The sequence below is a fragment of the Vibrio floridensis genome (assembly GCF_021852965.1).
Lineage (GTDB): Bacteria > Pseudomonadota > Gammaproteobacteria > Enterobacterales > Vibrionaceae > Vibrio > Vibrio floridensis.
This window is the reverse complement of record NZ_JAKGCY010000003.1, coordinates 394,695-419,736: the sequence shown is the minus strand read 5'-3', so window position 1 is coordinate 419,736 and position 25,042 is coordinate 394,695. Positions and strand designations below refer to the sequence as shown.

The window sequence follows — 25,042 nt, the reverse complement described above, 5'->3', positions numbered from 1 at the left end:
TAGCTCAAGCAAGCCAATAGCTTGCTTGATATGACAGAAGGTAAGCAGTGGGGGTTATCTTATCCCATAACACTCATTAAGTTAAAGATCGGTAAATACATAGCTGCGACCAGACCACCGACGACGATCCCGAGAAAAACGATGATCAAAGGCTCAAGGATCTTACCCAAGTTATCCACGGTATTGTCGACTTCAAATTCATAGATGGTGGCAATTTTGTTCAACATGTCATCCATCCGTCCCGACTCCTCACCAATCATCACCATCTGTAACACGAGTTCAGGAAAGGCGGCACTGTTGCGCATGGCGATATACATCGGCATCCCAGCGGCGGTGTCACGATAAACATCCTCAATGGCGTATTGATAATGGAGATTGCCTGATGTCTTGCTGGTATTTTTTAAACTGGTGAGGATCGGAATACCTGCACTGAAGCTGGTGGCCAGTGTGCGGCTAAACTTGGCAATTGCCGCTTTGGACAAAACACCGCCGATCACTGGAATTCTTAAACCCAAGCGAGATAGTCGTAAGCGAAACTGCGGCGATTTCTTGCTGATGCCACGAAGAAGATAGATTGAAGTGAGTAACGTGATAAAAAACCAACTGCTGTAGGCTTGGACAAAATCGGAGATATCGAGCACTTTCTGGGTAAACCAAGGGAGATCCGCGCCAAATCCAGTGAACATTTTGCGAAACTCGGGAATGACTTGGGTCAACATCAAATACGACACCCCTAATGAGACCAAAACCACCATGCAAGGATAAATCAGCGCTTTGATTACTTTCGAGCGTAGCTGCTCATTTTTCTCACGATAAAACGCTAGGCGCTCAAACACCTGAGGAAGGTTGCCAGACTGTTCTGCCGTGGCAACGAGATCAACATAGATGCCGTCAAAAAGTGGACTGGCACTGCGCAGTGCTTTAGAGAGTGGTGTGCCTGCTTCAACCGCTTTGCTGACATTGGCCAAAATGGACTTCATTTCCGCTTTACGGTGGTTGTCGGACACCAACTTGAGCGATTGCAAGATAGGGACGCCAGTGGTCAGCATGGTAGCCAGTTGCCGAGTGAGGATGGTGATGTCTTTGCCTTTCACTTTGTGGCTTAAACGGGTAAAAACCGACACACTGGCTTTTTTGATCTTTTTAATCTGGATCTGCTGCATTTTCAGCTTGTCACGCACTTCCAGCTCGGTGAGTGCCAGCGTATTGCCGGACACTTTTTTTCCAGAGCTGTTGATCCCTTTCCATTGATAGTTTTTGATTTGTGAATGGGTTTTGAGCTTCATATCGCTTCCTTTCAGTGGCGATGACTAACGAATGACAAAAATAACATTACAAATAAAGCACGCGTTGCAACTCTTCTAGGCTAGTGATGCCTTGCTTGAGCTTTTCGATGCCCGACTCTTTCAGCGTCATCATGCCTTTTTGTTGTGCAAGCATTTCGATGCTTTGTACCGAAGCGTTTCTGACAATCGCTTCGGCTAAGGCGTTATCAAATGGCATCACTTCGTAAATGCCAATACGCCCAGCGTAACCATTGGTGCAGTGGTGACATCCTTGCTTATTGGCCTGATAAATTTGGTCTTGCCGAGTGAGGTGGAGCGATTCCAACAGTGCGTCATAGGGATGAGGCTGTTTGCAATGGCGACACAATCGGCGAGCGAGGCGCTGCGCGATGATCAAACTCAACGAAGACGCTAAGTTGAAGCTGGCAATCCCCATGTTGGAGAGACGAACGATGCTTTCTGCTGCGGAATTTGTGTGTAACGTTGATAGCACAAGGTGGCCAGTTTGCGCGGCTTTGACCGCGATTTCTGCGGTTTCGAGATCGCGGATTTCACCCACCATGACGATATCCGGGTCTTGGCGTAAAAAAGAGCGCAGCGCTTCGGCAAAACCAAAACCGATTTTTGGCTTCACTTGCACTTGGTTGATACCAGGGAGGTTAATCTCGACCGGATCTTCAGCGGTGGAGATGTTGACCTCCGGTCGGTTAAGCAAACTTAGGCCAGTATAGAGCGAAACGGTTTTGCCGCTGCCGGTGGGACCTGTCATCAAAATCATCCCTTGCGGCTTGCGCAAGGCGTTAAGGTAGAGCTGTTTTTGCTGTGGGTTATAACCCAGCTTATCAATGTCTAGGCTGCTGCTTGAACTGTCGAGCAATCGCAACACAATTTTTTCACCAAACAGGGTCGGTAAAGTGGAAACGCGCATATCAATCGCGGTGTCTTGGTTTAAGCGCAGCTTAATGCGGCCATCTTGTGGCAAGCGCCGCTCGGCAATATCAAGTTTGGAAAGAATTTTGAGTCGAGCCGACAAACGACGACTTAAATGGCTCGGCGGTTGTTGTATCTCCACCAAAATACCGTCGCAGCGCAAGCGCACGCGGTATTGATTTTCATACGGTTCAAAATGAATATCGGATGCGCCTTTGCGCACCGCATCGAGCAAAATCTGGTTGATAAAGCGGCTCACTGGCGATTCATCTTGGCTTAAGTCTTCAATCGATTCGACTTCGTCATCGGAGACTTTAACCAAGTTAGCCAGTTCATCTTGATGGATCTCTTTGAGGCCACTTTCTTGGCTCTGTTTGATGCTTTTGCCGTACAAACGGCGAATCGCTGCCTGCAGTTCTAGGTTGTCGGCAAGAACAATCTCCACTTGCAAGCCAGTAGCAAAGCGAAAGTCATCTTCGGCTTGATTATTGGTCGGGTCGGCCACCGCGAGGATTAAACCAGCGCTGCTTTTTTGCAGTGGCAGCGCTTGGTGGCGGGTGATCAGCTCACGTAAGCCAAGTTGATTGCACAGTTCTTGATAGTTGTAGCGATTCAGGTCGGTTGGCGGCAAACCAAAAATGGCGCTGAGTTGCTCGGTGAGCTCATCGGCTTGGAAAAAACCCAAATGCAACAAAGCTTCCGGTGCGGTTACACCAGAAGCTTGCATGATTTCTCGACACGCTTGTTCTTGCGTTAGGCTAAGTTGGTTGGCCTGACGGAGAATGGTGGCAAGGTTAGTTTGCATTTATTGAATTGTGCCTGCCTCACAGCTTTTTAGTGTTTCACCTGTGTCTTGAGTACACTTCCAACCATTGGCTGATTTGACAAACTGGATTTTCTTACCACTCAATGAGGCATTAGCCCCAAGTGTAAAGACGATTTTGCCTGTTTTGGTATTCGCTCCTGTTGGCGAAATAGCCAGCGTCCCTAGCGCACTCATATCGGTAGCAGCACCGATAGCTTCTAGTTCGGTAGCTTCCGTAGAGCTTGGAAACTTGCCTTCCTCTTGAATAAACATGTCAACATTGGTTAATAACGCTCTTGGAACGCCGACAGCGGTACTCGCTTCGGTTTTTAAGACATAGCTTTTGTAGGCAGGGATAGCTAACGCACTGATAATGCCAATAATGCCGACCACTATCATCAATTCAATCAAGGTAAAACCTTGTTGTTTCTTCGATCTATTTATCTTTTTCATCATGATTTCCTTCAATCTATGAAATTCGCTCTAGGAGCTTATCGATAGAGTATTCAAGGAAACCCTGTGCTGGATATCGTGCTGAAAATGGCTTTCGAGTGAATTAAAACTCTTTCACTTTTTGTTTCACTCTGTTGCTAGCTGAATGTGAGGTTGATATGAAATTTATAGAATGAATATAAGGGCCGCTTGGGCCCTTATTATGTCTCTCTTCCACTTTACGGAATCTGGTCAGAGGTGCGATTGACGTGAGGGCGTTATTGAAAACGCATTGATAAGTCCATCGCTTTGACATGCTTGGTCAGGGCACCAACCGAAATGTAATCCACGCCGGTTTCTGCGTATTCTGCGATGGTTTCTAATGTGACGTTGCCTGAGTTTTCCAGTGCTGCGCGGCCTGCGTTAATTTCCACCGCTTGTCGCATCATCTCGGTGGTGAAGTTGTCAAGCATAATGATGTCAGCACCCGCGTGAATGGCTTCACGCAGTTCATCGAGATTCTCAGTTTCCACTTCCACGGGCTTTCCAGGTTGCAGCTCTTTTGCTTTGGTGATCGCTTGAGTGATGCCACCGCAGGCAATGATGTGGTTTTCTTTGATCAGGTAAGCGTCAAACACGCCAATTCGGTGGTTGTAGCCGCCACCACAGGCTACAGCGTACTTTAAGGCGCTGCGTAGGCCCGGGATGGTTTTGCGTGTATCTAATAAGCGACACTCGGTATGCGCAATCTTCGCGGCGTATTGCGCGGTGATGGTTGCACAACCAGACAGGGTTTGAATAAAGTTCATCGCGTTGCGCTCACCTGTGAGCAAATCACGGGCAGGGCCTGTGAGTGTGCAAAGCGTTTGATTCGGTTCGACGTTGTCGCCATCTTTTACGTGCCACTCAATGGTCACTTTGCCGCCGAGCTGTTTGAACACTTCATCCGCCCATGCTTGGCCACAAAATACGCCGTGTTCGCGAGTGATGATGGTCGCTGTATTCATGGCCTCTGCTGGGATAAGCGCGGCAGTCACATCATTGTCAGCGTTTAGCGAACCGCCCAAGTCTTCTTTCAGCGTGTCGGTAACCGCTCGGGTGATTTCGATAGGGAGCTGTTGCTTCAAATAATCAAGGCGTTCTTGGCTGTTATGTGTGTTCTTCATCGCAAATCTTATCTTGAAAGGGGAATTGCAACGCATGATACTCTGCATAGGTAACAATTTCAGCAGTTAATTGACAAACCCATGGAGATGATATGCAAGCTGTGATCACGCAAGGATGGTTGGAGGGCGTCAAGCGAGTTTCGTCGCCGTTTTTTGATGCGAGGCCACAAGGAAAGCCAATTTCTCTGCTGGTGGTGCACAATATTAGCCTGCCTCCCGGTCAGTTTGGTGGCCACTATATAGAGGACTTTTTTCAAGGCCAGCTTGACCCAAGCGCGCATCCTTTTTTCCAAGTGATTCATCAGATGCGTGTTTCGGCTCACTGCTTGATTAAAAGAGATGGGGAAGTGGTGCAGTTTGTCTCTTTTGAAGATCGCGCTTGGCATGCGGGTGCATCCAGCTTTGCCGGGGTTGAGCGCTGCAATGATTATTCGATTGGTATTGAGCTTGAGGGCAGTGATTTTGTCGCTTATACCGAAGCGCAGTATCAAGCGTTAAGCGAGCTCACCAGAACCTTAATGCGCCAATACCCGCACATCACCCTTCCTCGAATTACTGGGCACCAATACATTGCACCGCTAAGAAAAACCGATCCCGGTTTAAGTTTTGACTGGCGTTATTATCGCACTTTACTTTCTCAAGATGGGTTGGTTGCAAAAATGTAAATCAATCGCAAGGTCGTCACAAAAAGGTAAGCATCATGGCTTACCTTTTTTATATCGAAAATTATTTCGTCTTGTTAAAAGTTAACTACGTTTAATCGTGGGGTAAGCGACCTAAGGGGCAAATGAGGCACAATATTTTGTCTTTTTTTGTTTTTCTTTAACCGTTTTGCTAGCACGCCCTTTCCCCATCTGTTTACTATTTGTAATTGGTAAGACCAATTCTATTGCCGTTTTAATGAGCGAATGTTAGCAAAGTGTTGAAGCGTGAGGTGTTCTATGATTTAGGTCAATTTTTGGCTGGACAGTTGCGTTTTAATTATGTTAATTTCTGCACCAACTTAGAATTGGTATTACCAATTAACAGCAAAGAGAAAAAGAATAATAAATATGGCTTATCAAAGGATTCGTCAGCCGAAACTTTCTGATGTGATTGAACAAGAGTTGGAAAGACTGATCGTCGAGGGAATATTGGCACCAGGGCAGCAATTGCCGCCAGAACGCGAACTGGCCAAACAGTTCGAGGTGTCACGTCCTTCTGTTCGTGAAGCGATTCAACGCTTGGAAGCCAAACGTCTGCTTACTCGCCGTCAAGGTGGTGGCACGTTTGTCAGTGAGAACATCTGGAAAAGTTTTTCCGATCCTCTGCTAAATTTATTGTCTAGCCACTCTGAAACACAGCTTGATTTACTCGAATCGCGCCATGCGATGGAAGGTATTTCTGCGTATTTCGCTGCGTTGCGTGGTACCGAGCAAGACTTCGCTCGTATTCAGGCTTGCCTGGAAAAAATTAGCGCTGAGCAGGCAAAAAAAGATGTAGAAGCGGAAGCGGCCGCAGTGATGGCGTTTTTGGTTGCATTAACCGAAGCTTCACACAATGTCGTGCTACTGCATATTGTTCGTAGCCTCTCGCCGTTACTCGAGCAAAATGTCTTACAGAATCTGAAATTGCTGCACCGCCGCGCTGAAGTGGTGGAAAAAGTCAGCAAACATCGGGCTAATATTGTGGATGCGATTGTTTCTGGTCAGCCAGAAAAGGCGCGTGAAATGTCCCATTCGCATTTAGCGTACATCGAAGAAACATTGTTGGATTTGACTCGTGAAGAGTCACGTAGAGAACGCTCTTTACGTCGAATTCAACGAGGTAATGAGTCTTAATCGGACTCATTGCAAGTTTAACGTAGATCCAACCAACAGAAGGATAGATCGCCATGTCTGATATGAAGCATGACGTAGACGCACTTGAAACTCAAGAATGGTTACAAGCACTTGAGTCAGTAGTTCGTGAAGAAGGTGTAGAACGTGCACAGTACCTACTAGAGCAAGTTCTAGACAAAGCTCGCCTAGATGGCGTTGATATGCCGACTGGCATCACAACCAACTACATCAACACGATTCCAGCGAACCAAGAACCAGCTTACCCTGGTGATACTACGCTTGAGCGTCGTATCCGTTCCATCATCCGTTGGAACGCAATCATGATCGTTCTACGTGCTTCTAAGAAAGACCTAGAGCTAGGCGGCCACATGGCGTCTTTCCAGTCTTCTGCAGCATTCTACGAAACCTGTTTCAACCACTTCTTCCGTGCACCAAACGAGAAAGATGGTGGCGACTTGGTTTATTACCAAGGTCACATCTCTCCAGGGATCTACGCACGTGCGTTCGTTGAAGGTCGTCTAACGGCTGAGCAACTAGACAACTTCCGTCAAGAAGTGGACGGCAAAGGTATTCCATCATACCCGCACCCTAAACTAATGCCTGAGTTCTGGCAGTTCCCAACCGTATCTATGGGTCTTGGTCCGATTTCTGCGATCTACCAAGCGCGCTTCCTGAAATACCTAAATGGCCGTGGTCTAAAAGACACGACTGAGCAACGTGTATACGCGTTCCTAGGTGACGGTGAGATGGATGAGCCAGAATCACGTGGTGCTATCTCTTTCGCTGCACGTGAGAAGCTAGACAACCTATGTTTCCTAATCAACTGTAACCTGCAGCGTCTCGATGGCCCTGTAATGGGTAACGGTAAGATCATTCAAGAACTTGAAGGTCTGTTCAAAGGTGCTGGCTGGAACGTAGTGAAAGTAATCTGGGGTAACAACTGGGATTCACTACTAGCTAAAGACACCACGGGTAAGCTTCTTCAACTGATGAACGAAACCATCGACGGTGACTACCAAACATTCAAATCGAAAGATGGCGCGTACGTACGTGAGCATTTCTTTGGTAAGTACCCTGAAACTGCAGCGCTAGTGGCAGACATGACTGACGATCAAATTTTCGCGCTTAAGCGTGGTGGTCACGAGTCTTCTAAACTGTACGCAGCATTCAAAAATGCGCAAGACACCCAAGGGCGTCCAACGGTTATCCTAGCGAAAACCGTTAAAGGTTACGGCATGGGTGAAGCGGCGGAAGGCAAGAACATCGCGCACCAAGTTAAGAAGATGGACATGACTCACGTGCTACATCTACGTGATCGCCTAGGCCTTCAAGACATCCTAACGGACGAAGCAGTAAAAGAACTTCCATACCTAACTTTGGAAGAAGGTTCGAAAGAATACGAATACCTACACGCTCGTCGTAAAGCGCTGAAAGGTTACACGCCACAGCGTCTACCTAACTTCACCAAAGAGCTCGTGATTCCAGCTGTTGAAGAGTTCCAACCTCTGCTAGAAGAGCAGAAGCGTGACATCTCTACAACCATGGCGTTTGTACGTACTCTAAACGTACTGCTTAAAGATAAGAACATTGGTGAAAACATTGTTCCTATCATTGCTGACGAAGCGCGTACATTTGGTATGGAAGGTCTGTTCCGTCAAATCGGTATTTACAACCCACACGGCCAGAACTACACACCACAAGACCGTGACATCGTTTCTTACTACAAAGAAGCAACGTCAGGTCAAGTACTGCAAGAAGGTATCAACGAACTAGGTGCTATGTCTTCATGGGTTGCGGCGGCAACGTCATACTCGACCAATGACCTACCAATGATCCCGTTCTACATCTACTACTCTATGTTCGGTTTCCAACGTGTTGGCGACATGGCGTGGATGGCGGGTGACCAACAAGCTCGTGGTTTCCTATTAGGTGCTACAGCAGGTCGTACAACGCTAAACGGTGAAGGTCTACAGCACGAAGACGGTCACTCACACATCATGGCAGGTACTGTACCGAACTGTATCTCTTACGACCCAACATTCGCTTACGAAGTGGCGGTTATCCTACAAGACGGTATCCGTCGTATGTATGGTGATCAAGAGAACGTGTTCTACTACCTAACTCTGATGAACGAGAACTACGCAATGCCAGCAATGCCAGCAGGCGCTGAAGAAGGCATTCGTAAGGGTATCTACAAGCTAGAAACTTACACAGGTTCGAAAGGTAAAGTTCAGCTGTTGAGCTCTGGTACTATCATGAACGAAGTGCGTAAAGCGGCTCAAATCCTAAGCGATGAGTACGGCATTGCGTCAGACGTTTACTCTGTAACGTCGTTCAATGAAGTGACTCGTGATGGTCAAGCGTGTGAGCGTTACAACATGCTTCACCCAGAAGCAGAAGCGCAAGTACCTTACATCCAAACTGTAATGGGTACTGAGCCTGCAATTGCGGCGACTGACTACATGAAGAACTACGCTGAGCAGGTTCGTGCATTCATTCCTGCTGAGTCTTACAAAGTGCTGGGTACTGATGGCTTTGGTCGTTCAGACAGCCGTGAAAACCTACGTCGTCACTTCGAAGTGAACGCAGGTTACGTCGTGGTTGCTGCGCTAACTGAACTGGCGAAACGTGGCGAAGTTGAGAAGTCTGTGATTGTGGAAGCAATCAAGAAGTTCGACATCGACACTGAAAAAACTAACCCGCTATACGCTTAATTGAAGGTAGGAAAGAATAATGGCAATCGAAATTAATGTACCTGATATCGGTGCGGATGAGGTTGAAGTTACTGAGATTCTTGTAAGCGTTGGCGACAAGGTTGAAGAAGAGCAGTCTCTCATTACGGTAGAAGGCGACAAGGCTTCTATGGAAGTACCAGCATCTCAAGCGGGTATCGTAAAAGAAATCAAAGTTGTTGCTGGTGATAAAGTAACAACAGGTTCACTTATCATGATCTTCGAAGAAGCGGGCGCAGCTGCGCCTGCTCCAGCGGCAGAAGCGGCTCCAGTAGCTGCACCTGCAGCTGCGGCAGCAAGTGAACTGAAAGAAGTTTGTGTACCGGATATCGGTGGTGACGAAGTTGAAGTCACTGAAATCCTCGTGGCTGTTGGCGATTCAATCGCTGAAGAGCAATCTCTACTGACAGTAGAAGGTGACAAAGCTTCAATGGAAGTACCAGCGCCATTCGCAGGTACTCTAAAAGAAATCAAAGTGGCAGCAGGCGATAAAGTATCGACAGGCTCACTAGTGATGATCTTTGAAGTAGCAGGTTCAGGCGTAGCAGCACCTGCACCAGTTGCAGCAGCTCCGGCGGCGGCTCCAGCAGTAGTCTCTGGAGCCGGAACGCCGGAACGTAAAGAAGTTAACGTTCCTGATATCGGCGGCGACGAAGTTGAAGTGACTGAAATCATGGTAGCGGTTGGCGATACAGTAACTGAAGAGCAATCTCTGATTACTGTAGAAGGCGACAAAGCATCTATGGAAGTACCTGCACCATTTGCTGGTACTGTTAAAGAAATCAAAGTAGCAGCTGGTGACAAAGTTTCTACTGGTTCTCTAATCATGGTGTTTGAGGTCGCAGGGACCCCTGTTGCTGGCGCAGCGCCAGTTGCAGCAGCGGCACCTGCTCCAGCAGCAGCTCCAGCAGCGACCGCTCCTAAAGCTGAAGCAGCGAAACCTGCAGCAGCTCCAGCGGCAACTGAGTTTGAAGAGAACAATGTTTACGCACACGCTTCACCAGTGGTTCGTCGTCTAGCACGCGAATTCGGTGTAAACCTAGCGAAAGTGAAAGGTTCTGGTCGTAAGAGCCGTATCCTGAAAGAAGACGTTCAAGCTTACGTGAAAGACGCACTTAAGCGTCTTGAGTCTGGTGCAGTTGCAGCAGCGTCTGGTAAAGGCGATGGCGCAGCGCTTGGTCTACTACCATGGCCGAAAGTGGACTTCAGCAAGTTTGGTGAAACAGAAGTTCAGCCACTATCTCGCATTAAGAAGATCTCTGGTGCAAACCTACATCGTAACTGGGTCATGATCCCTCACGTTACACAGTGGGATAACGCTGACATCACTGAGCTAGAAAACTTCCGCAAAGAGCAAAACGCGATTGAAGCGAAGAAAGACTCGGGCATGAAGATCACGCCACTTGTGTTCATCATGAAAGCGGCTGCTAAAGCGCTAGAAGCGTTCCCAGCGTTCAACTCTTCACTATCAGAAGATGGTGAGAGCTTGATTCTGAAGAAATACGTGAACATCGGTATCGCAGTCGATACGCCAAATGGCCTAGTGGTTCCTGTCTTTAAAGACGTGAACAAGAAAGGCATTTACGAGCTGTCTGAAGAGCTGATGGTGGTTTCTAAGAAAGCACGTGCTGGTAAGCTGACTGCAGCGGATATGCAAGGTGGCTGTTTCACGATTTCAAGCCTAGGTGGTATCGGTGGTACTGCGTTTACACCAATCGTAAACGCGCCAGAAGTGGGTATCCTTGGTGTATCTAAGTCTGAGATCAAGCCTGTTTGGAATGGTAAAGAGTTCGCTCCTCGCCTACAACTGCCGCTATCTCTGTCATACGACCACCGTGTGATTGATGGTGCAGAAGGTGCGCGTTTCATTACTTATCTAAACGAGTGCCTATCTGACATTCGTCGTTTGGTTCTGTAATCAACGTGAACATTGAGAGGCGGCCTAACAGCCGCCTCTGTTAATAGAATTATCGGACAATTGGATGACAAGCGAGCACTCGTGTGTTTTTTGTCCATCGAATTGTCGTCTGGCTCACAGGCTAAATTGATTTACTTTTCACACCATTAACATCTCTGTAAACTGTTGGCGGTCTGAAAATGTTTAAAACAAACCACTCTTAAACAAAAATCAAAACTCACTCAGCCTGTTAGGGATAATGACTACAAGAGGTCAAAATGAGCAAAGAAATTAAAGCCCAGGTGGTAGTACTTGGTGCCGGTCCTGCTGGTTACTCCGCTGCATTCCGTTGTGCAGACTTAGGTCTGGACACTGTTCTTATTGAACGTTACAACACCCTTGGTGGTGTGTGTCTGAACGTGGGTTGTATCCCATCGAAAGCACTGCTTCACGTTGCGAAAGTGATCGAAGAAGCAAAAGCGCTTGCTGAGCACGGCATCGTATTTGGCGAGCCTCAAACAGACATCGACAAAGTTCGTCTTTGGAAAGAAAAAGTAATCAACCAGTTGACTGGCGGTCTTGGCGGTATGGCTAAGATGCGTAAAGTGAACGTGGTGAATGGCTTTGGTAAATTCACTGGCCCTAATACGATTGAAGTCGAAGGCGAAGACGGTAAAACCGTGGTTAACTTCGATAACGCGATCGTTGCTGCAGGTTCTCGTCCAATCAAACTGCCATTTATCCCACATGAAGACCCACGTATTTGGGACTCAACTGATGCGCTTGAACTGAAAGAAGTACCAGGAAAGCTGCTGATCATGGGTGGTGGTATCATCGGCCTAGAAATGGGTACCGTTTATCATTCGCTAGGTTCACAGATCGACGTTGTGGAAATGTTTGATCAAGTGATTCCAGCGGCAGACAAAGATATCGTCAAGGTTTACACCAAGCGTATCAGCAAGAAATTTAACCTAATGCTGGAAACGAAAGTAACGGCAGTTGAAGCGAAAGAAGATGGTATCTACGTTTCAATGGAAGGCAAAAAAGCACCAGCAGAAGCTGAGCGCTACGATGCCGTTCTTGTGGCTATCGGTCGTGTACCAAACGGCAAACTGATCGACGGTGAAAAAGCGGGTCTTGAAATCGACGAGCGCGGTTTCATCAACGTTGACAAGCAAATGCGTACTAACGTTCCTCACATCTTTGCTATCGGTGACATCGTTGGTCAACCAATGCTAGCGCACAAAGGTGTGCATGAAGGTCACGTTGCTGCAGAAGTTATATCTGGTAAGAAGCACTACTTCGATCCTAAAGTCATTCCTTCAATTGCGTACACTGAGCCAGAAGTGGCGTGGGTTGGTAAGACTGAGAAAGAAGCGAAAGCAGAAGGCATCAACTACGAAGTGGCTACTTTCCCATGGGCAGCATCGGGTCGTGCAATCGCCTCTGATTGTGCTGACGGTATGACTAAGCTGATCTTTGATAAAGAAACGCATCGCGTTATCGGTGGTGCTATCGTTGGTACCAACGGTGGTGAACTGCTTGGTGAAATCGGCCTTGCTATCGAGATGGGTTGTGATGCTGAAGATATCGCACTAACTATCCACGCTCACCCAACGCTGCACGAATCTGTTGGTCTAGCGGCGGAAGTGTTTGAAGGTACAATCACTGACCTACCAAACGCGAAAGCGAAGAAGAAAAAGTAATCTTCTGAAATAGTCTAAAGAAAAACCGCTGAATCATCAGCGGTTTTTTATTTTCCTCAAAAACGGCCCCACGTTTATCCGGGCATAAAAAAGGTTGGCCGTGGCCAACCTTGATGTGAGGTTACTGGCGATTAGTGCTCGCGTTTATAGATGCATAGCATGTCTAAGTAGCTGCTGACCAGTTTGCTCAGTTCTGCGGTATTGTTGGTACGATTTGCCTGAACAAACAACGAGTAACAAATGCCGTGGAACAGATTCGCCAAATCTTCTGGGTTGTGTTGATCACACACTTCACCGCGCTCAATGGCTTTGATGAACATATTTTGTACCAGCAATTGATTAGTACGGTTGGTGGTGACAAACAGAGGCCAAACTTCATCACGCGTCGACGCACTCCACTCGAACCAAACTTTCAACCAGTGGCTGTCTTGAACCACAAGCTCAATCATGGCGTTAGTGATGTTGGCGATGTTTTCTTTCGCATGGAGATCCAAATCGATGTTGTCAGATAGGAAGTTAGAAAACTGACGAACAACATGGTTAAGCACTTCGTCTACAAGATCTTCGCGAGTTGGGAAGTAGTTGAAGACGGTCGCCACAGAAACTTGTGCAATTTCAGCGATGTCTGCATGACCTCCTCGCCCAATGCCACGACGTGCAAACACTTCCAAAGCAATTTCCATCAGCTGTTGTTTGCGTCTTATCGGAGATAAACGCGTTCGCGCTCTCTTAGCAATTGAATCCATAATTATTTCCTTACCAATGAGTTGTCTTTATATAAAATGGAACGGCTTAGCGGTTCCTATTGATTGTTTTAATAATTGCGTTTAAGCCTCATGAGTGTAATGGTGCATATGAATTGGGTCAATAACTTGTGGTGAATAAATGAACAGTAATATCAATATTGATATCTCTCTCGAGCAACTTTTATGTAAACTGGTAGCAAGATCTCGTTATTGATGCGTTAGTAGATAGCAGAAGGAAGGAGAGCAACTTCGCTGTTTAGGGGTTAAAGATTGCTTTATGGAGTGATACACTACGCAAGAATTTCAGGTGAACGTTTGCGTCTTGACCTCAGCGATTCTTAGCTCGGGTACGAAACTCACCATTAGTAACGATAAAACATTGAGTACAGTATGAAACATACAGTAGAAGTTATGATTTCTGAGCAGACCGTTCAGGAACGAGTTCGTGAATTAGGTAGACAGATTACTGAGCATTATCAAGGTAGTGAAGATCTTGTGCTAGTCGGCTTGCTACGTGGTTCGTTTGTTTTTATGGCGGATCTTGCTCGTGCCATTGAACTCACGCATCAAGTCGATTTTATGACGGCTTCTAGCTACGGTAATACAATGGAAAGCTCGCGTGACGTTCGCATTCTGAAAGATCTCGATGATGACATCAAAGGTAAAGATGTCTTGATCGTTGAAGACATCATCGATACAGGCAACACACTGAACAAGATTAAAGAGATCCTGTCTTTAAGAGAGCCGAAGTCAATCGAGATCTGTACACTACTCGATAAACCTTCTCGCCGTGAAGTACCAGTTCCGGTGAAGTGGGTCGGTTTTGAAATTCCGGACGAATTTGTTGTCGGTGTGGGCATCGATTATGCGCAGAAATACCGCCATCTGCCCTTCATTGGTAAAGTCGTTCCACAAGAGTAAGTGGTACTGATAAATAATAATGGCCCGCTGATACAGTGGGCCATTGTGTTTCTATCTCTAAAACACGGATTGTGTCGGTGGTCTAACGATGGCGCTATTCGTGGAACTTCATCACATCGCTATTGAGGATTTTTGCCATCGCAGCTTGGTAGTTGACTTCGAGTGACTCTCTGCTGTAGCAACGTACGCCAATGTCTTGTAGGCGGCCATCACCAATGCCATAGACAACGCCGTGAATTTCCACATCTTGTCCGCGCTCCCAAGCGCTTTCCATAATCGTAGAATTACCTAAGTTGTAGACCTGCTCTGCGACGTTAATTTCACACAGTTTGTCGCCCCATTTTTCTTTTGGTAGTTCACCTAACCAATTGCGATGTTTGAGGTAGAGATCGCGGATGTGCAGTAGCCAGTTATTGATCAAACCAAGGCGAGGATTTTCAATCGCAGCGTTCACCCCCCCACAACCGTAATGGCCACAGATGATGATATGTTTGACTTTCAACACGTCAACAGCGTATTGCACAACCGAGAGGCAATTTAAATCGGTATGGATCACTTGGTTGGCTACATTACGATGAACAAATAATTCACCTGAGTAAAGTCCTGTCAAGCGTTCTGCAGGAACGCGACTGTCGGAACAACCAATCCAAAGAAAGCCGGGATTTTGCCCTTCTTCTAATTTGGAGAAATACTCCGGTTGATGCGATTTGATCTCTTCGGACCATTTCGAGTTATTTTCAAATAGTTGCTTTATTTCCGGCATGTTGCGTCTTACTTCCCTAAAAATTCTTGCATCACTATACACAATGTTACAATTTACTACCCGAAATAAATTGGCAGAAAAGCACTCATCTGACTAGTTATGGCATAAAAAATCATAAACTTAGCCGTTAACCAAACCATAAGTTATATGGTGTGGCTTATGAGATCTAATTAACACTTAACGAAATAGGTTAACTTTTGCTAAAGTTGCGCGATTTATGTTTTTTACAGGGAGCTGAGTGATGTTTGGAGATCGTTTTAACGATATCAACCTGAAAGGGGATCTGTTTGGTGGAGTCACCACAGCCATTATTTCTCTGCCACTGGCATTAGCATTTGGTGTGGCCTCTGGAGCAGGGGCTGAAGCCGGTTTGTGGGGAGCGATTTTAGTCGGTTTATTTGCAGCGTTATTTGGTGGTTCATCTACCCTGATTTCTGAACCAACTGGGCCAATGACTGTGATCATGACCGCGGTATTAACCAGCATGGTGGCGAAATACCCAGAATCTGGCATTGCCATTAGTTTTACCATCGTCATGATGGCTGGTGCCTTTCAGGTATTGATAGGCACATTGAAGTTAGGCAAATACATTACCCTAATGCCGTATAGCGTGGTGTCGGGGTTTATGTCTGGCATCGGCGTGATACTGATCATTTTGCAATTGTCCCCGTTACTTGGCCATGCCGCGCCAGCTGGTGGGGTTCTCGGCACACTTTCTGCGTTGCCTGAGACGATTTCCAACATGAAGTTTAGTGAGTTTTTCCTTGGCTTGCTGACGTTGGGCATTCTGTTCTTTTTCCCCAAGCAGTACCGCAAATATGTTCCTGCGCAATTGGTCGCGTTGGTGGCGGTCACGCTACTTTCTGTCATTGTTTTTGATTTTGACGATGTGCGCCGGATTGGCGAAATTCCAACGGGTTTGCCTTCTCTTGTTGTGCCTGTGATTAATGGTGAAATCTTCACCGCGATGGTGATTGATGCTTTGGTGCTGGGCACGCTCGGTTGTATTGATACCTTATTGACGGCCGTGATTGGCGACTCTCTGACGCGTAAAGAGCATGATTCAGATAAAGAGCTACGCGGGCAAGGGTTTGCCAACATGATCTCGGGACTGTTTGGTGCATTGCCTGGTGCGGGCGCAACTATGGGGACAGTGACCAATATCCAGGTGGGGGCGCGTTCTCCGTTATCTGGCGTGATTCGTGCCTTGATTCTGGCACTGGTTGTACTGGTCGCGAGCGGGTTGACCGAGCCTATCCCCATGGCGGTCTTGGCGGGGATTGCGGTGTACGTCGGTTTCGGCATTTTGGACTGGAGCTTTATTCAACGTGCGCACCGTGTGAGCGTGCAAGGCATGGCGATCATGTATGGCGTAATGCTCCTAACAGTGTTTGTTGACCTGATTGTGGCGGTGGGGCTGGGTGTCTTCATTTCCAACATCCTTATTATCGAGCGCCTCAGTCGCGTGCAAGCCAAGCAAGTGAAAGCAATCAGTGATGCGGATGAAAACGACGTGCCATTAACCGACAGTGAACGTGGCCTGCTTGACCGCGCCAATGGCAAAGTGCTGTTCTTTTACCTGTCTGGTCCGATGATTTTCAGTGTCTCGAAAGCGATCTCGCGTCAGCACAGCAGTATTAGTGATTATGAAGCGATGATTCTCGATTTGACCGACGTACCGATGATTGATGTCACCGTTGGGCTTGCATTAGAAAACGCCATTAAAGATGCGCAAGAAGCCCAGTGTGATGTCTACTTACTCTGCCCGAATGAACGCGTGCGTGAGCAGCTTGAAAAGTTCCACGTGCTGGATTTGGTGCCGGATGAAAATACCTTTAAGTTCCGCTATGAAGCACTTAACGCTGCGGTGAAAAAAGTAGAGCAAGATGAGCACCAAGGCGCGTTTGTTTAAACGTGTAAAGCATATGAATGAGTCGCAGAAAAACGCAGAGGTCTTCCTCTGCGTTTTTATTTTCCGTGTAGGCAGTTTTTTATGATTAATTGCTAATGTAGGGTTGAAAAGTCGCCACTCAAGCGTCATTTGATAGGCATCATAGAGAAAAAGAGCAATACAAAATTATGTATGCATTACAAATTGAGCAGCTACGAAAAACGTATGCTGGGGGCTTCGAGGCGCTAAAAGGCATCAGTTTAGCCGTGCAAGAAGGCGATTTTTATGCGCTGTTGGGGCCAAATGGCGCGGGGAAATCCACCACAATAGGCGTGATTTCTTCTCTGGTGAACAAAACATCGGGCAACGTCAAAGTCTTTGGTTACGACATTGATCGCGATTTGGAGTTGGCAAAGCAACATCTTGGATTGGTGCCACAGGAATTCAACTTCAATCAGTTTGAAACCGTGGAGCAGATCGTGTTGCAGCAGGCGGGTTATTACGGTGTGTCGCGTGAACTCGCCAAGCAACGAGCAGAGAAGTATCTGACCAAGCTCGATTTGTGGGAAAAGCGCAAAGAGCGAGCAAGAAATCTTTCTGGTGGGATGAAGCGTCGTCTGATGATCGCACGTGCTCTGATGCATGAACCTAAACTTTTGATTTTAGATGAGCCAACGGCGGGTGTTGATATCGAGCTGCGTCGTTCAATGTGGGAATTTCTCAAAGAGATCAATCAAAAACAGGGCATTACCATCATTTTGACCACTCACTATTTAGAAGAGGCCGAAATGCTGTGCCGCAATATCGGCATCATCAACCGAGGTGAGTTAATTGAAAACACCACGATGAAGTCTTTGCTGGCTAAGTTAGACGTGGAAACGTTCATTTTGGATCTTGCCCCAAATTCGCCGATGCCTTGTTTGGAAGGTGTGGTGTCATCTCGTGTTGAAAATGATTCTTTAGAGATTGAAGTGGAGAAAACCCAGCCGTTAAACCATGTGTTCAGTCAGTTGAGTGAGCAGGGGGTAATGGTCATGTCGATGCGCAATAAAGCCAATCGCTTAGAAGAGCTGTTTGTGAACATCGTGCGTGAACAGGCGAAGGAGAAATAATATGTATCGTCTATATTGGACGGCTTTTTGTAGCCTGTTAACCAAAGAGATTAACCGCTTTACTCGTATTTGGGTCCAAACCTTGGTGCCGCCAGCTATTACCATGACGCTTTATTTTATTATTTTCGGGAGCTTGATTGGTTCGCGGATTGGTGAAATGAACGGTTTCAGTTACATGGAATATATCGTACCTGGTTTGATCATGATGTCGGTGATCACCAACTCGTATTCCAATGTCGCTTCATCATTCTTTAGTGCCAAATTTCAGCGCAATATCGAAGAGTTGCTAGTGGCACCCGTGCCAAATTACGTGATTATTTTTGGTTTTGTTATGGGCGGTGTCGCTCGTGGTTTGCTGGTGGGCGCCATGGTTACCATGGTCTCTTTGCTGTTTGTTGATTTGCAAGTTGAACATTGGGGAATCATCATTGCGACGGTCTTTTTGACGTCGGTGGTTTTTTCGTTAGGTGGTTTGATCAACGCTGTTTTTGCCCGAACGTTTGACGATATTTCGATTATTCCGACGTTTGTGCTCACACCATTGACCTATCTTGGCGGTGTTTTCTACTCCATTCAGTTATTGCCCGAGTTTTGGCAAGGGGTGTCGCAGATCAACCCGATTGTTTATATGGTTAACGCGTTTCGTTATGGTTTCCTTGGCGTATCTGATGTGGGGATCGCCACATCGTTTACGGTGCTAAGTGCGTTTGTTGTCTTACTTTATGGCGTGGCGCACTACTTAGTGACGCGAGGTATCGGCTTGCGTTCTTAACGAAAACGAATGTTCAGTTCACAGATAGCAAAAAGGGATTGCCGATGGCAATCCCTTTATTCTTTGTACGGGAAGTGTTTAGGTCAGTGATGAGACATCAGTGACTGTTTTCACTTTCTGATTCGATGCTGTCGACTTCTTCTTTGCTGTCTTTCACTAATTCCACAACTTGATTGTCGATTAGGCGAGCTTTACCCAAGAAAGCGGACATCAGAATAACGGCTTGCGTGCTCTCCGAGTTGACCGCTTGTAGAGTACGTGCATCACGGATGAAGATTTCATCAGGGTGCAAGCCTGCGGCGCGCAATTGATCGCTGGCGTCTTCGATGATTGAAGCAAAGTCGTCACGGCCACCACGGATCGCACTGCTGATCCAACGCATGGTGCGAGCCAAGACGGGCGCACGTTGGCGCTCATCAATGGTCAATAAGCCATTGCGAGAACTCATGGCAAGGCCATCCATTTCACGCACGGTAGGGACACCAATAATCTCAATGTCCATTGCCAAATCGGTGGTCATTTTGCGAATGATAGCGAGCTGTTGGAAATCTTTCTCACCAAAACATGCGACATCAGGTTGAACGATATTGAATAGCTTGGTCACGATGGTGGATACACCGCGGAAATGGCCTGGGCGCGATGCTCCTTCGAGCATGGTTGAGAGCCCTGGAACTTCAACGACAGTCTGTTTATCCAACCCTTCTGGGTAGATCATTTCTGGCGTTGGTGTAAAGACCAGTTCAACCGCTTCACCATTGAGTTTGCTGAGGTCTTCTTCCAAGGTTCTTGGATAATTATTTAAATCGTCAGCGCGATCAAACTGCATTGGATTAACAAAAATACTGACAACCACGATATCAGCGTGCTCACGTGCTTTACGCACGAGCGTTAAGTGGCCTTCATGTAAGTTGCCCATGGTTGGAACAAAAGCAATTCGACGTCCTTCGCGTTTGAACGCTTTGAGCTGTTCGCGAAGAGTTGAAATTTCGGCAAAGGTTTGCATTTACATTAGTCCTCTAAGCAATAGTATGCGCGTCATCAGGGAAGGTGCCCGCTTGTACTTGCTCCATGTACAGCGCCACCGCTTTGCGCATATCGCCTGTTTCTGCCAGGAAGTTCTTCGAGAATTTTGGCATGTAATTGGCTGAAATTCCAAACATATCGTGCATCACGAGGATTTGACCGTCGGTGACATTACCAGCACCAATGCCAATCACCGGCACATCCAACACCTGAGTAATTCGCGCAGCTAACTCTGCTGGCACACACTCAAGTAGGACGATTTGTGCGCCTGCGGCTTGCAGTGCAAGTGCGTCTTTGACCATGCGATCCGCTTTTTCTTGGTCGCGGCCTTGCACTTTGTAACCACCAAAAATGTTCACGGATTGTGGCGTCAAGCCTAGGTGTGCACACACTGGAACCGCACGCTCTGTGAGCATTTTCACCGTATCAACCAGCCAGTCACCACCTTCGATTTTGACCATGTTAGCCCCTGCACGCATCAACTGTGCAGCGTTCTCACACGCTTGCTCTGGAGTGGCGTAACTCATAAATGGCATGTCGGCCATTAACAAACAGTTTGGGCTACCGGCGCGAACACAGCGTGTGTGGTAAGCAATGTCTTCAACTGTCACTGGAAGCGTGTCATTTTTGCCTTGTAATACCATGCCAAGAGAGTCACCGACCAGTAGTACTGGCATTTCTTGGCTCTCAAAAAGTTGCGCAAAGCTGGCATCGTAGGCCGTTGAAGTTGCAAATTTACGACCTTCCTGTTTCCACTTTAGCAGGTCATTGATGGTAATTTTTTTCATGATTGTTCCTTAGCAGGATTTGGCTATGAGTGCCAAATACCGAGGCCATTTCTATCCACCGTAGTGAGAAGTTGAGATAGCTCGGTCCCATCAGGGAGGGTTAAATTTGGTGCGATTTCAGCGAGCGGGTAGAGCACAAATTCGCGCTCTTTCATTCCATAGTGAGGAACAGTCAATCGCTCGGAATCGATCACCTCATCGCCGTAAAGAATAATATCCAAGTCGAGAGTTCTTGGCCCCCAACGTTCTTCTTTACGGACACGCCCTTGGTCTAGTTCAATTGCTTGGGTGCAATCAAGCAGTTCCAAGGGTGTTAATTCGGTTTCAATCGCTGCGACAGCGTTGATGTAGTCTGGTTGATTTTGCGGCCCCATTGGCGTGCTGCTATACAGCTGCGATGCACAAAGAAATCGTGACTTCGGCAACTGCTTTAGCGCGTCAATGGCGCTTTTTGCCTGCACAACGGGATCTGCAAGATTACTGCCGATAGCGATATAGACAGTGATCATGATTGGCTTCTGCTCTTTTTCTTGTTGAAGGGGCGACGTTTACGGCCAGATTTGGAACCACCTGTAGGGCCGTCTAGATCGTTCACCATCGCTAGGCGCATTTCACGGCCAGCATTTTGGAACGTGCCCCACCATTTAGCGAGTTTGGCCGTTTCGCCACCTTCAATTTCTCCACGCATTTCGAGGAAATCGAAGCCAGCACGGAACTTATTAAGTTCCATTAAGCGGGATGCACGTTTACCGTTGCGACGAGGTAGACGCAGTTGCAGTTGCCAAATTTCACGAATGGTTGCGGTGTGGCGACGTGGAATGGCGATTGTGCGCACCTGTTCATCGAGGATCAGGTTGCTCGCTTCCATCACGGCATCGTAGTGACACAAGTTGTGGCTATCCATCAACTTGTCCGCCAGCTCAAGCAGTGGGTACCACAGCATAGCGGCAAACATGTAAGCAGGATTGATGCGTTTGTCTTCTTCAACACGAATGTCGGTTGAGTCCAGCACTAAGTCCAACATCTTTTCAGTGTTTGATGAGTAATCATCGGTGAAATAGGTGGAAATAGCCGGGAACATCTGTTGAAAGAGATTGTACTCGCGCATCAGATGGTAGGTTTCAAGGCCATATCCTGATTGAAGCAGTTTGAGTGACTCTTCGTAGAGGCGTGCGGCTGGAATTTCTCTCAATAAATGCGCCATCTCTTCGATTGGGGCTGCGGTATCTTCTTCGATATCGAAGTCGAGCTTGGCAGCAAAGCGCACCGCGCGAAGCATACGCACTGGGTCTTCACGATAACGTGTTTCAGGGTCACCGATTAAGCGTACCAAGCGATCTTCCAGATCCTCGACGCCACCTGCGTAATCGTGGATCGAGTAATCTGCAATGTTGTAATACATCGCATTGATGGTGAAGTCACGTCGCTCTGCGTCTTCATCGATGGTGCCGTAGACGTTATCTCGTAGCAGCATGCCTTCCTTTGACTGTTGAGACGTAGGAGAGTTCGCGTCTTGGTGGTGACCACGAAACGTGGCCACTTCGATGATTTCACGACCAAACATGATGTGTGCCAGTCTAAAGCGACGACCAATCAGGCGGCAGTTACGGAACAACTGCTTTAGCTGCTCTGGTGTTGCGTTGGTTGCAATATCAAAATCTTTTGGGCTTTGTCCCAGCAGTAAATCACGTACGCCACCGCCGACAAGAAAAGCGTCGAAGCCCGCGCCGTGAAGACGGTACAGGACTTTTAGCGCATGGTCGCTGATCTGTTTGCGCGAAATGTTGTGCTCTTGACGAGTAATGACATTTAAAGCAAGTTCCGGACAAGTGTTAGAACTGCATGTTGTATATTCGTTTTTATTCATGTGCATCTGGCAACAGTGAATGGGCATCACTTTGCATGGGTTAGTTTTTTACGCCGATTTGGCCTGAATTTGCGCTCTATAATAGCTCACGCCGTGCCATTTGAGAATCGCGCTGTGATTTCTAGTGAGTCTGGTAACTGGTTTATCCGCCAATTTTGTACTCCCCAAGTAAGAATCTCATCAATATTGGCGTGAGTGAGCTCATGGGGAACAACGAAACCTAAAAACGTCATCGCTTCAAGAATCATAGAAGCTGGATGTGTCAAATCAATGCCAGTGGCATGATTTTGTTTAGAAAGTTTGTTGCCATTCTTATCCATCGCCAATGGGAGGTGGAGATATTTTACGGGCGTTTGACCGAGCATTCTGTACAAACTGATTTGACGACCTGTAGGCTCAATTAAATCAGCACCACGAACCACTTCGGTGACCCCTTGGTCAATATCATCGAGCACCACCGCCAAATTGTAAGCAAACAAACCATCTCGGCGTTTAATGATGAAATCTTCTTGCGCGAGTTCAAGAGGAATGTGCATCTGCCCATGACGAAGATCGTCAAAATGGGTGATGGGTTGTGTCATTTTAAGGCGAATAGCCCCTTCATTGAGATGCAGCTCTTGGCAATGGCCGTTGTAATAGCCACCCATTTCTTTGATCTGTTTGCGACTGCACTGGCAGAAATAGGCTTGCCCACTGTTTAACCAGTGATCGATTTGATGTTGGTAAAGCGCGTGACGTTGACTTTGATAGACCACTTCACCATCCCAAAACAAGTGATAATGTTCGAGAGTTTTGAGAATGAGTTCTGATGCGCCAGGCATTTCTCTGGGAGGATCGAGATCTTCGATACGAACTAACCAGCTTCCTTGTTGGGATTTCGCTTGGAAATAGCTGCCAAGCGCAGCGATTAAAGAACCAAAATGCAGCGGACCGGAAGGGGATGGTGCAAAACGACCGATATAGCTCATGGATATCATCTCAAAACAAAAAGGGAGCATCAGCTCCCTTAAAAACAGTATACAGTGGTGATTAACCCTGCATTTGTTTCTCTTTGATCTCTGCAAGTGTTTTACAGTCGATACAAAGGTCTGCAGTTGGGCGCGCTTCTAGACGGCGAATGCCAATCTCAACACCACAAGATTCGCAAAAACCAAAATCATCCTCTTTGATCTTATCAAGAGTCTTTTCAATCTTCTTGATCAAGCGGCGTTCGCGGTCGCGGTTACGCAACTCAAGGCTGAATTCTTCTTCTTGTGATGCACGGTCAACGGGATCAGGAAAATTGGCTGCTTCGTCCTGCATATGATGCACAGTACGATCAACTTCTTCTCTTAGCTGATTGCGCCAAGCTTCTAAAATTTTTCTAAAATGAGCCACTTGGTCTGGTGACATGTATTCTTCACCAGCTTTTTCCTGATATGGCTCCACCCCTGCAATGGCTAGGATGCCTAGCGTTTTTTTCTTCGATTCTGGCATACAGCATCTCCTACTTACACCTAGTCAACTGCTAAGCAGCTAATTTAAGGCGGGTATCTATAGCAGAAAGAGGCGGTGCTGGCAAACTATCAATCGTAAACTTAACGTCAATGTGAAGACCACATCATTTTTCTAACTATTGATAAATTCAATAGCAGAATTGAGTTTGATTTCAGTATTGCTGATCTCTGCTTTATAGCAGAGAACTTCAACTCCGGCTTTTTGTGCTTGTTTGAGTAATTGGGAATAATTGGCGTCTATATGGAGCGCCGCAGCAACTTTTTCAATCCCTGAATGCAAAACAGCAAATAAAAGTATGGCTCTACTTCCATTTTGTGCCATTTCTGTGAGTTCTCTCAGATGTTTTTGACCACGAGTTGTGACGGCATCAGGGAAATAGCCTTGCCCAGCCTCGATGTTGTCGAGCAAGGTGACGCTTTTCACCTCTATATAACACGCGGCTTGGTCCGTTGCGCTGAGCAGGATATCAATTCGGCTATTTTCACTGCCATATTTCACTTCAGTTTGAAGTCGCTCATACCCTGAGAGCTCTTTAATCCAGCCTTGCTCAATGGCTTCCACCGCGAGCTGGTTGGCGCGAATGGTATTGACACAGATAAGATGACCCTGCTGCGTTTCTGTGATTTCCCAGCTGTGGGGATATTTTCGTTTGGTGTTGTTGGACGTGGAATACCACACTTTATCACCAGGGGTTGCGCAACCAGTCATGGCGCCGGTATTGGCACAATGAATCGTGCCTGTATCGCCGCTTTGATAAGTCACATCGGCGAGAAAGCGTTTATAGCGTTTTTGTAATAGGGCGCAATCTAGCGCGGGTTCGAAATGCATTTGCTTATTTAGACGAGCGGGTTTTTATGTACAATGTGGCCGCCATTTAAGCATAAGGAC

At 47.0% G+C, this 25,042-nt stretch carries 22 protein-coding genes; 9 read left to right on the top strand and 13 right to left on the bottom strand.

Translation table 11 applies throughout. The features are described from left to right. Window positions 1-59: 59 nt before the first annotated feature. From LZU85_RS08140 to nadC, 4 genes are all read right to left on the bottom strand, one after another. Window positions 60-1,286 carry a type II secretion system F family protein gene (locus LZU85_RS08140; RefSeq protein WP_176299247.1) on the bottom strand — a complete coding sequence of 409 codons (1,227 nt, stop codon included), beginning with the start codon at window positions 1,284-1,286 and terminating at the stop codon, window positions 60-62. 46 nt (window positions 1,287-1,332) lie between these two features. After that, window positions 1,333-3,021 (bottom strand): type IV-A pilus assembly ATPase PilB, encoded by a 1,689-nt coding sequence (pilB, locus tag LZU85_RS08135; protein ID WP_237286855.1) that lies wholly within the window; start codon window positions 3,019-3,021, stop codon window positions 1,333-1,335. Continuing rightward, window positions 3,022-3,474 (bottom strand): pilin, encoded by a 453-nt coding sequence (locus tag LZU85_RS08130; protein ID WP_237286854.1) that lies wholly within the window; start codon window positions 3,472-3,474, stop codon window positions 3,022-3,024. It abuts the gene before it with no gap. 257 nt (window positions 3,475-3,731) lie between these two features. Further along, complete coding sequence (nadC, locus tag LZU85_RS08125; protein ID WP_176299244.1) at window positions 3,732-4,619, bottom strand: carboxylating nicotinate-nucleotide diphosphorylase; 888 nt, start codon at window positions 4,617-4,619, stop codon at window positions 3,732-3,734. A 92-nt stretch (window positions 4,620-4,711) separates the two neighbouring features. On the opposite strand from nadC, the gene ampD reads away from it, so the two are divergent. The 5 genes from ampD (at window position 4,712) to lpdA (ending at window position 12,774) form a co-directional block, all read left to right on the top strand. Then, the gene (ampD, locus tag LZU85_RS08120; protein WP_225465114.1) at window positions 4,712-5,284 is read left to right on the top strand and encodes a 1,6-anhydro-N-acetylmuramyl-L-alanine amidase AmpD; all 573 of its coding nucleotides are present in this window, start codon (window positions 4,712-4,714) and stop codon (window positions 5,282-5,284) included. A 387-nt stretch (window positions 5,285-5,671) separates the two neighbouring features. Further along, the gene (pdhR, locus tag LZU85_RS08115; RefSeq protein ID WP_176299242.1) at window positions 5,672-6,439 is read left to right on the top strand and encodes a pyruvate dehydrogenase complex transcriptional repressor PdhR; all 768 of its coding nucleotides are present in this window, start codon (window positions 5,672-5,674) and stop codon (window positions 6,437-6,439) included. Window positions 6,440-6,492: 53 nt separating this feature from the next. Continuing rightward, a complete protein-coding gene (gene aceE, locus LZU85_RS08110; protein WP_176299241.1) occupies window positions 6,493-9,153 on the top strand; it encodes a pyruvate dehydrogenase (acetyl-transferring), homodimeric type in 2,661 nt (886 codons plus the stop codon). Between the two features lie 19 nt (window positions 9,154-9,172). Continuing rightward, complete coding sequence (aceF, locus tag LZU85_RS08105; RefSeq protein ID WP_237286853.1) at window positions 9,173-11,089, top strand: pyruvate dehydrogenase complex dihydrolipoyllysine-residue acetyltransferase; 1,917 nt, start codon at window positions 9,173-9,175, stop codon at window positions 11,087-11,089. Between the two features lie 257 nt (window positions 11,090-11,346). Beyond that, entirely contained in the window at window positions 11,347-12,774 is a 1,428-nt protein-coding gene (gene lpdA / locus LZU85_RS08100; RefSeq protein ID WP_176299239.1) for a dihydrolipoyl dehydrogenase, read from the top strand. A gap of 131 nt (window positions 12,775-12,905) precedes the next feature. On the opposite strand, the gene LZU85_RS08095 is transcribed toward lpdA, so the two are convergent. Further along, window positions 12,906-13,520, bottom strand: a complete 615-nt coding sequence (locus LZU85_RS08095) for a LuxR/HapR/OpaR family quorum-sensing transcriptional regulator (protein WP_176299238.1) — start codon at window positions 13,518-13,520, stop codon at window positions 12,906-12,908. Between the two features lie 390 nt (window positions 13,521-13,910). Here LZU85_RS08095 and hpt point away from each other — a divergent pair, with 390 nt between their 5' ends. Further along, window positions 13,911-14,441, top strand: a complete 531-nt coding sequence (hpt, locus tag LZU85_RS08090; RefSeq protein WP_176299237.1) for a hypoxanthine phosphoribosyltransferase — start codon at window positions 13,911-13,913, stop codon at window positions 14,439-14,441. A 94-nt stretch (window positions 14,442-14,535) separates the two neighbouring features. Here the strand turns inward: hpt and can are convergent, their stop codons facing one another. Next, window positions 14,536-15,204: a carbonate dehydratase gene (can, locus tag LZU85_RS08085; RefSeq protein WP_013571146.1), complete on the bottom strand. Its 669-nt coding sequence runs from the start codon at window positions 15,202-15,204 to the stop codon at window positions 14,536-14,538. 241 nt (window positions 15,205-15,445) lie between these two features. On the opposite strand from can, the gene LZU85_RS08080 reads away from it, so the two are divergent. From LZU85_RS08080 to LZU85_RS08070, 3 genes are all read left to right on the top strand, one after another. Then, on the top strand, window positions 15,446-17,116 hold the full coding sequence (locus tag LZU85_RS08080) for a SulP family inorganic anion transporter (RefSeq protein WP_237286852.1): 1,671 nt from the start codon (window positions 15,446-15,448) through the stop codon (window positions 17,114-17,116). A 167-nt stretch (window positions 17,117-17,283) separates the two neighbouring features. Next, complete coding sequence (locus tag LZU85_RS08075; RefSeq protein ID WP_176299235.1) at window positions 17,284-18,207, top strand: ABC transporter ATP-binding protein; 924 nt, start codon at window positions 17,284-17,286, stop codon at window positions 18,205-18,207. Window position 18,208: 1 nt separating this feature from the next. Continuing rightward, complete coding sequence (locus LZU85_RS08070; protein ID WP_013571148.1) at window positions 18,209-18,979, top strand: ABC transporter permease; 771 nt, start codon at window positions 18,209-18,211, stop codon at window positions 18,977-18,979. 97 nt (window positions 18,980-19,076) lie between these two features. Here the strand turns inward: LZU85_RS08070 and panC are convergent, their stop codons facing one another. The 7 genes from panC to sfsA all read right to left on the bottom strand — a co-directional run bounded on the left by panC (window position 19,077) and on the right by sfsA (window position 24,982). After that, window positions 19,077-19,982, bottom strand: coding sequence for a pantoate--beta-alanine ligase (gene panC, locus LZU85_RS08065; protein ID WP_176299234.1), 906 nt, complete (start codon window positions 19,980-19,982; stop codon window positions 19,077-19,079). A 13-nt stretch (window positions 19,983-19,995) separates the two neighbouring features. Then, the gene (gene panB, locus LZU85_RS08060; RefSeq protein ID WP_176299233.1) at window positions 19,996-20,790 is read right to left on the bottom strand and encodes a 3-methyl-2-oxobutanoate hydroxymethyltransferase; all 795 of its coding nucleotides are present in this window, start codon (window positions 20,788-20,790) and stop codon (window positions 19,996-19,998) included. Window positions 20,791-20,813: 23 nt separating this feature from the next. Continuing rightward, the gene (gene folK / locus LZU85_RS08055) at window positions 20,814-21,299 is read right to left on the bottom strand and encodes a 2-amino-4-hydroxy-6-hydroxymethyldihydropteridine diphosphokinase (RefSeq protein WP_237286851.1); all 486 of its coding nucleotides are present in this window, start codon (window positions 21,297-21,299) and stop codon (window positions 20,814-20,816) included. Beyond that, the gene (gene pcnB, locus LZU85_RS08050; protein ID WP_217904639.1) at window positions 21,296-22,663 is read right to left on the bottom strand and encodes a polynucleotide adenylyltransferase PcnB; all 1,368 of its coding nucleotides are present in this window, start codon (window positions 22,661-22,663) and stop codon (window positions 21,296-21,298) included. The genes folK and pcnB overlap by 4 nt, the downstream gene beginning before the upstream one ends. Before the next feature lie 80 nt (window positions 22,664-22,743). Next, window positions 22,744-23,625 carry a tRNA glutamyl-Q(34) synthetase GluQRS gene (gene gluQRS / locus LZU85_RS08045; protein WP_237286850.1) on the bottom strand — a complete coding sequence of 294 codons (882 nt, stop codon included), beginning with the start codon at window positions 23,623-23,625 and terminating at the stop codon, window positions 22,744-22,746. A gap of 61 nt (window positions 23,626-23,686) precedes the next feature. Continuing rightward, complete coding sequence (dksA, locus tag LZU85_RS08040) at window positions 23,687-24,133, bottom strand: RNA polymerase-binding protein DksA (RefSeq protein ID WP_176299229.1); 447 nt, start codon at window positions 24,131-24,133, stop codon at window positions 23,687-23,689. Between the two features lie 132 nt (window positions 24,134-24,265). Further along, on the bottom strand, window positions 24,266-24,982 hold the full coding sequence (sfsA, locus tag LZU85_RS08035; protein WP_176299228.1) for a DNA/RNA nuclease SfsA: 717 nt from the start codon (window positions 24,980-24,982) through the stop codon (window positions 24,266-24,268). Window positions 24,983-25,042 lie beyond the last annotated feature (60 nt).

What these genes read in the sequence shown, in the direction of transcription:
- aceF (WP_237286853.1), top strand. Translation starts at nt 9,173, where the DNA reads ATGGCAATCGAAATTAATGTACCTGATATCGGTGCGGATGAGGTTGAA.
- LZU85_RS08095 (WP_176299238.1), bottom strand. Translation starts at nt 13,520, where the DNA reads ATGGATTCAATTGCTAAGAGAGCGCGAACGCGTTTATCTCCGATAAGA.
- nadC (WP_176299244.1), bottom strand. Translation starts at nt 4,619, where the DNA reads ATGAAGAACACACATAACAGCCAAGAACGCCTTGATTATTTGAAGCAA.
- LZU85_RS08080 (WP_237286852.1), top strand. Translation starts at nt 15,446, where the DNA reads ATGTTTGGAGATCGTTTTAACGATATCAACCTGAAAGGGGATCTGTTT.
- dksA (WP_176299229.1), bottom strand. Translation starts at nt 24,133, where the DNA reads ATGCCAGAATCGAAGAAAAAAACGCTAGGCATCCTAGCCATTGCAGGG.
- folK (WP_237286851.1), bottom strand. Translation starts at nt 21,299, where the DNA reads ATGATCACTGTCTATATCGCTATCGGCAGTAATCTTGCAGATCCCGTT.
- ampD (WP_225465114.1), top strand. Translation starts at nt 4,712, where the DNA reads ATGCAAGCTGTGATCACGCAAGGATGGTTGGAGGGCGTCAAGCGAGTT.
- LZU85_RS08070 (WP_013571148.1), top strand. Translation starts at nt 18,209, where the DNA reads ATGTATCGTCTATATTGGACGGCTTTTTGTAGCCTGTTAACCAAAGAG.
- LZU85_RS08130 (WP_237286854.1), bottom strand. Translation starts at nt 3,474, where the DNA reads ATGAAAAAGATAAATAGATCGAAGAAACAACAAGGTTTTACCTTGATT.
- sfsA (WP_176299228.1), bottom strand. Translation starts at nt 24,982, where the DNA reads ATGCATTTCGAACCCGCGCTAGATTGCGCCCTATTACAAAAACGCTAT.
- panC (WP_176299234.1), bottom strand. Translation starts at nt 19,982, where the DNA reads ATGCAAACCTTTGCCGAAATTTCAACTCTTCGCGAACAGCTCAAAGCG.
- LZU85_RS08075 (WP_176299235.1), top strand. Translation starts at nt 17,284, where the DNA reads ATGTATGCATTACAAATTGAGCAGCTACGAAAAACGTATGCTGGGGGC.
- pilB (WP_237286855.1), bottom strand. Translation starts at nt 3,021, where the DNA reads ATGCAAACTAACCTTGCCACCATTCTCCGTCAGGCCAACCAACTTAGC.
- lpdA (WP_176299239.1), top strand. Translation starts at nt 11,347, where the DNA reads ATGAGCAAAGAAATTAAAGCCCAGGTGGTAGTACTTGGTGCCGGTCCT.
- can (WP_013571146.1), bottom strand. Translation starts at nt 15,204, where the DNA reads ATGCCGGAAATAAAGCAACTATTTGAAAATAACTCGAAATGGTCCGAA.
- pdhR (WP_176299242.1), top strand. Translation starts at nt 5,672, where the DNA reads ATGGCTTATCAAAGGATTCGTCAGCCGAAACTTTCTGATGTGATTGAA.
- hpt (WP_176299237.1), top strand. Translation starts at nt 13,911, where the DNA reads ATGAAACATACAGTAGAAGTTATGATTTCTGAGCAGACCGTTCAGGAA.
- panB (WP_176299233.1), bottom strand. Translation starts at nt 20,790, where the DNA reads ATGAAAAAAATTACCATCAATGACCTGCTAAAGTGGAAACAGGAAGGT.
- aceE (WP_176299241.1), top strand. Translation starts at nt 6,493, where the DNA reads ATGTCTGATATGAAGCATGACGTAGACGCACTTGAAACTCAAGAATGG.
- LZU85_RS08140 (WP_176299247.1), bottom strand. Translation starts at nt 1,286, where the DNA reads ATGAAGCTCAAAACCCATTCACAAATCAAAAACTATCAATGGAAAGGG.
- gluQRS (WP_237286850.1), bottom strand. Translation starts at nt 23,625, where the DNA reads ATGAGCTATATCGGTCGTTTTGCACCATCCCCTTCCGGTCCGCTGCAT.
- pcnB (WP_217904639.1), bottom strand. Translation starts at nt 22,663, where the DNA reads ATGCACATGAATAAAAACGAATATACAACATGCAGTTCTAACACTTGT.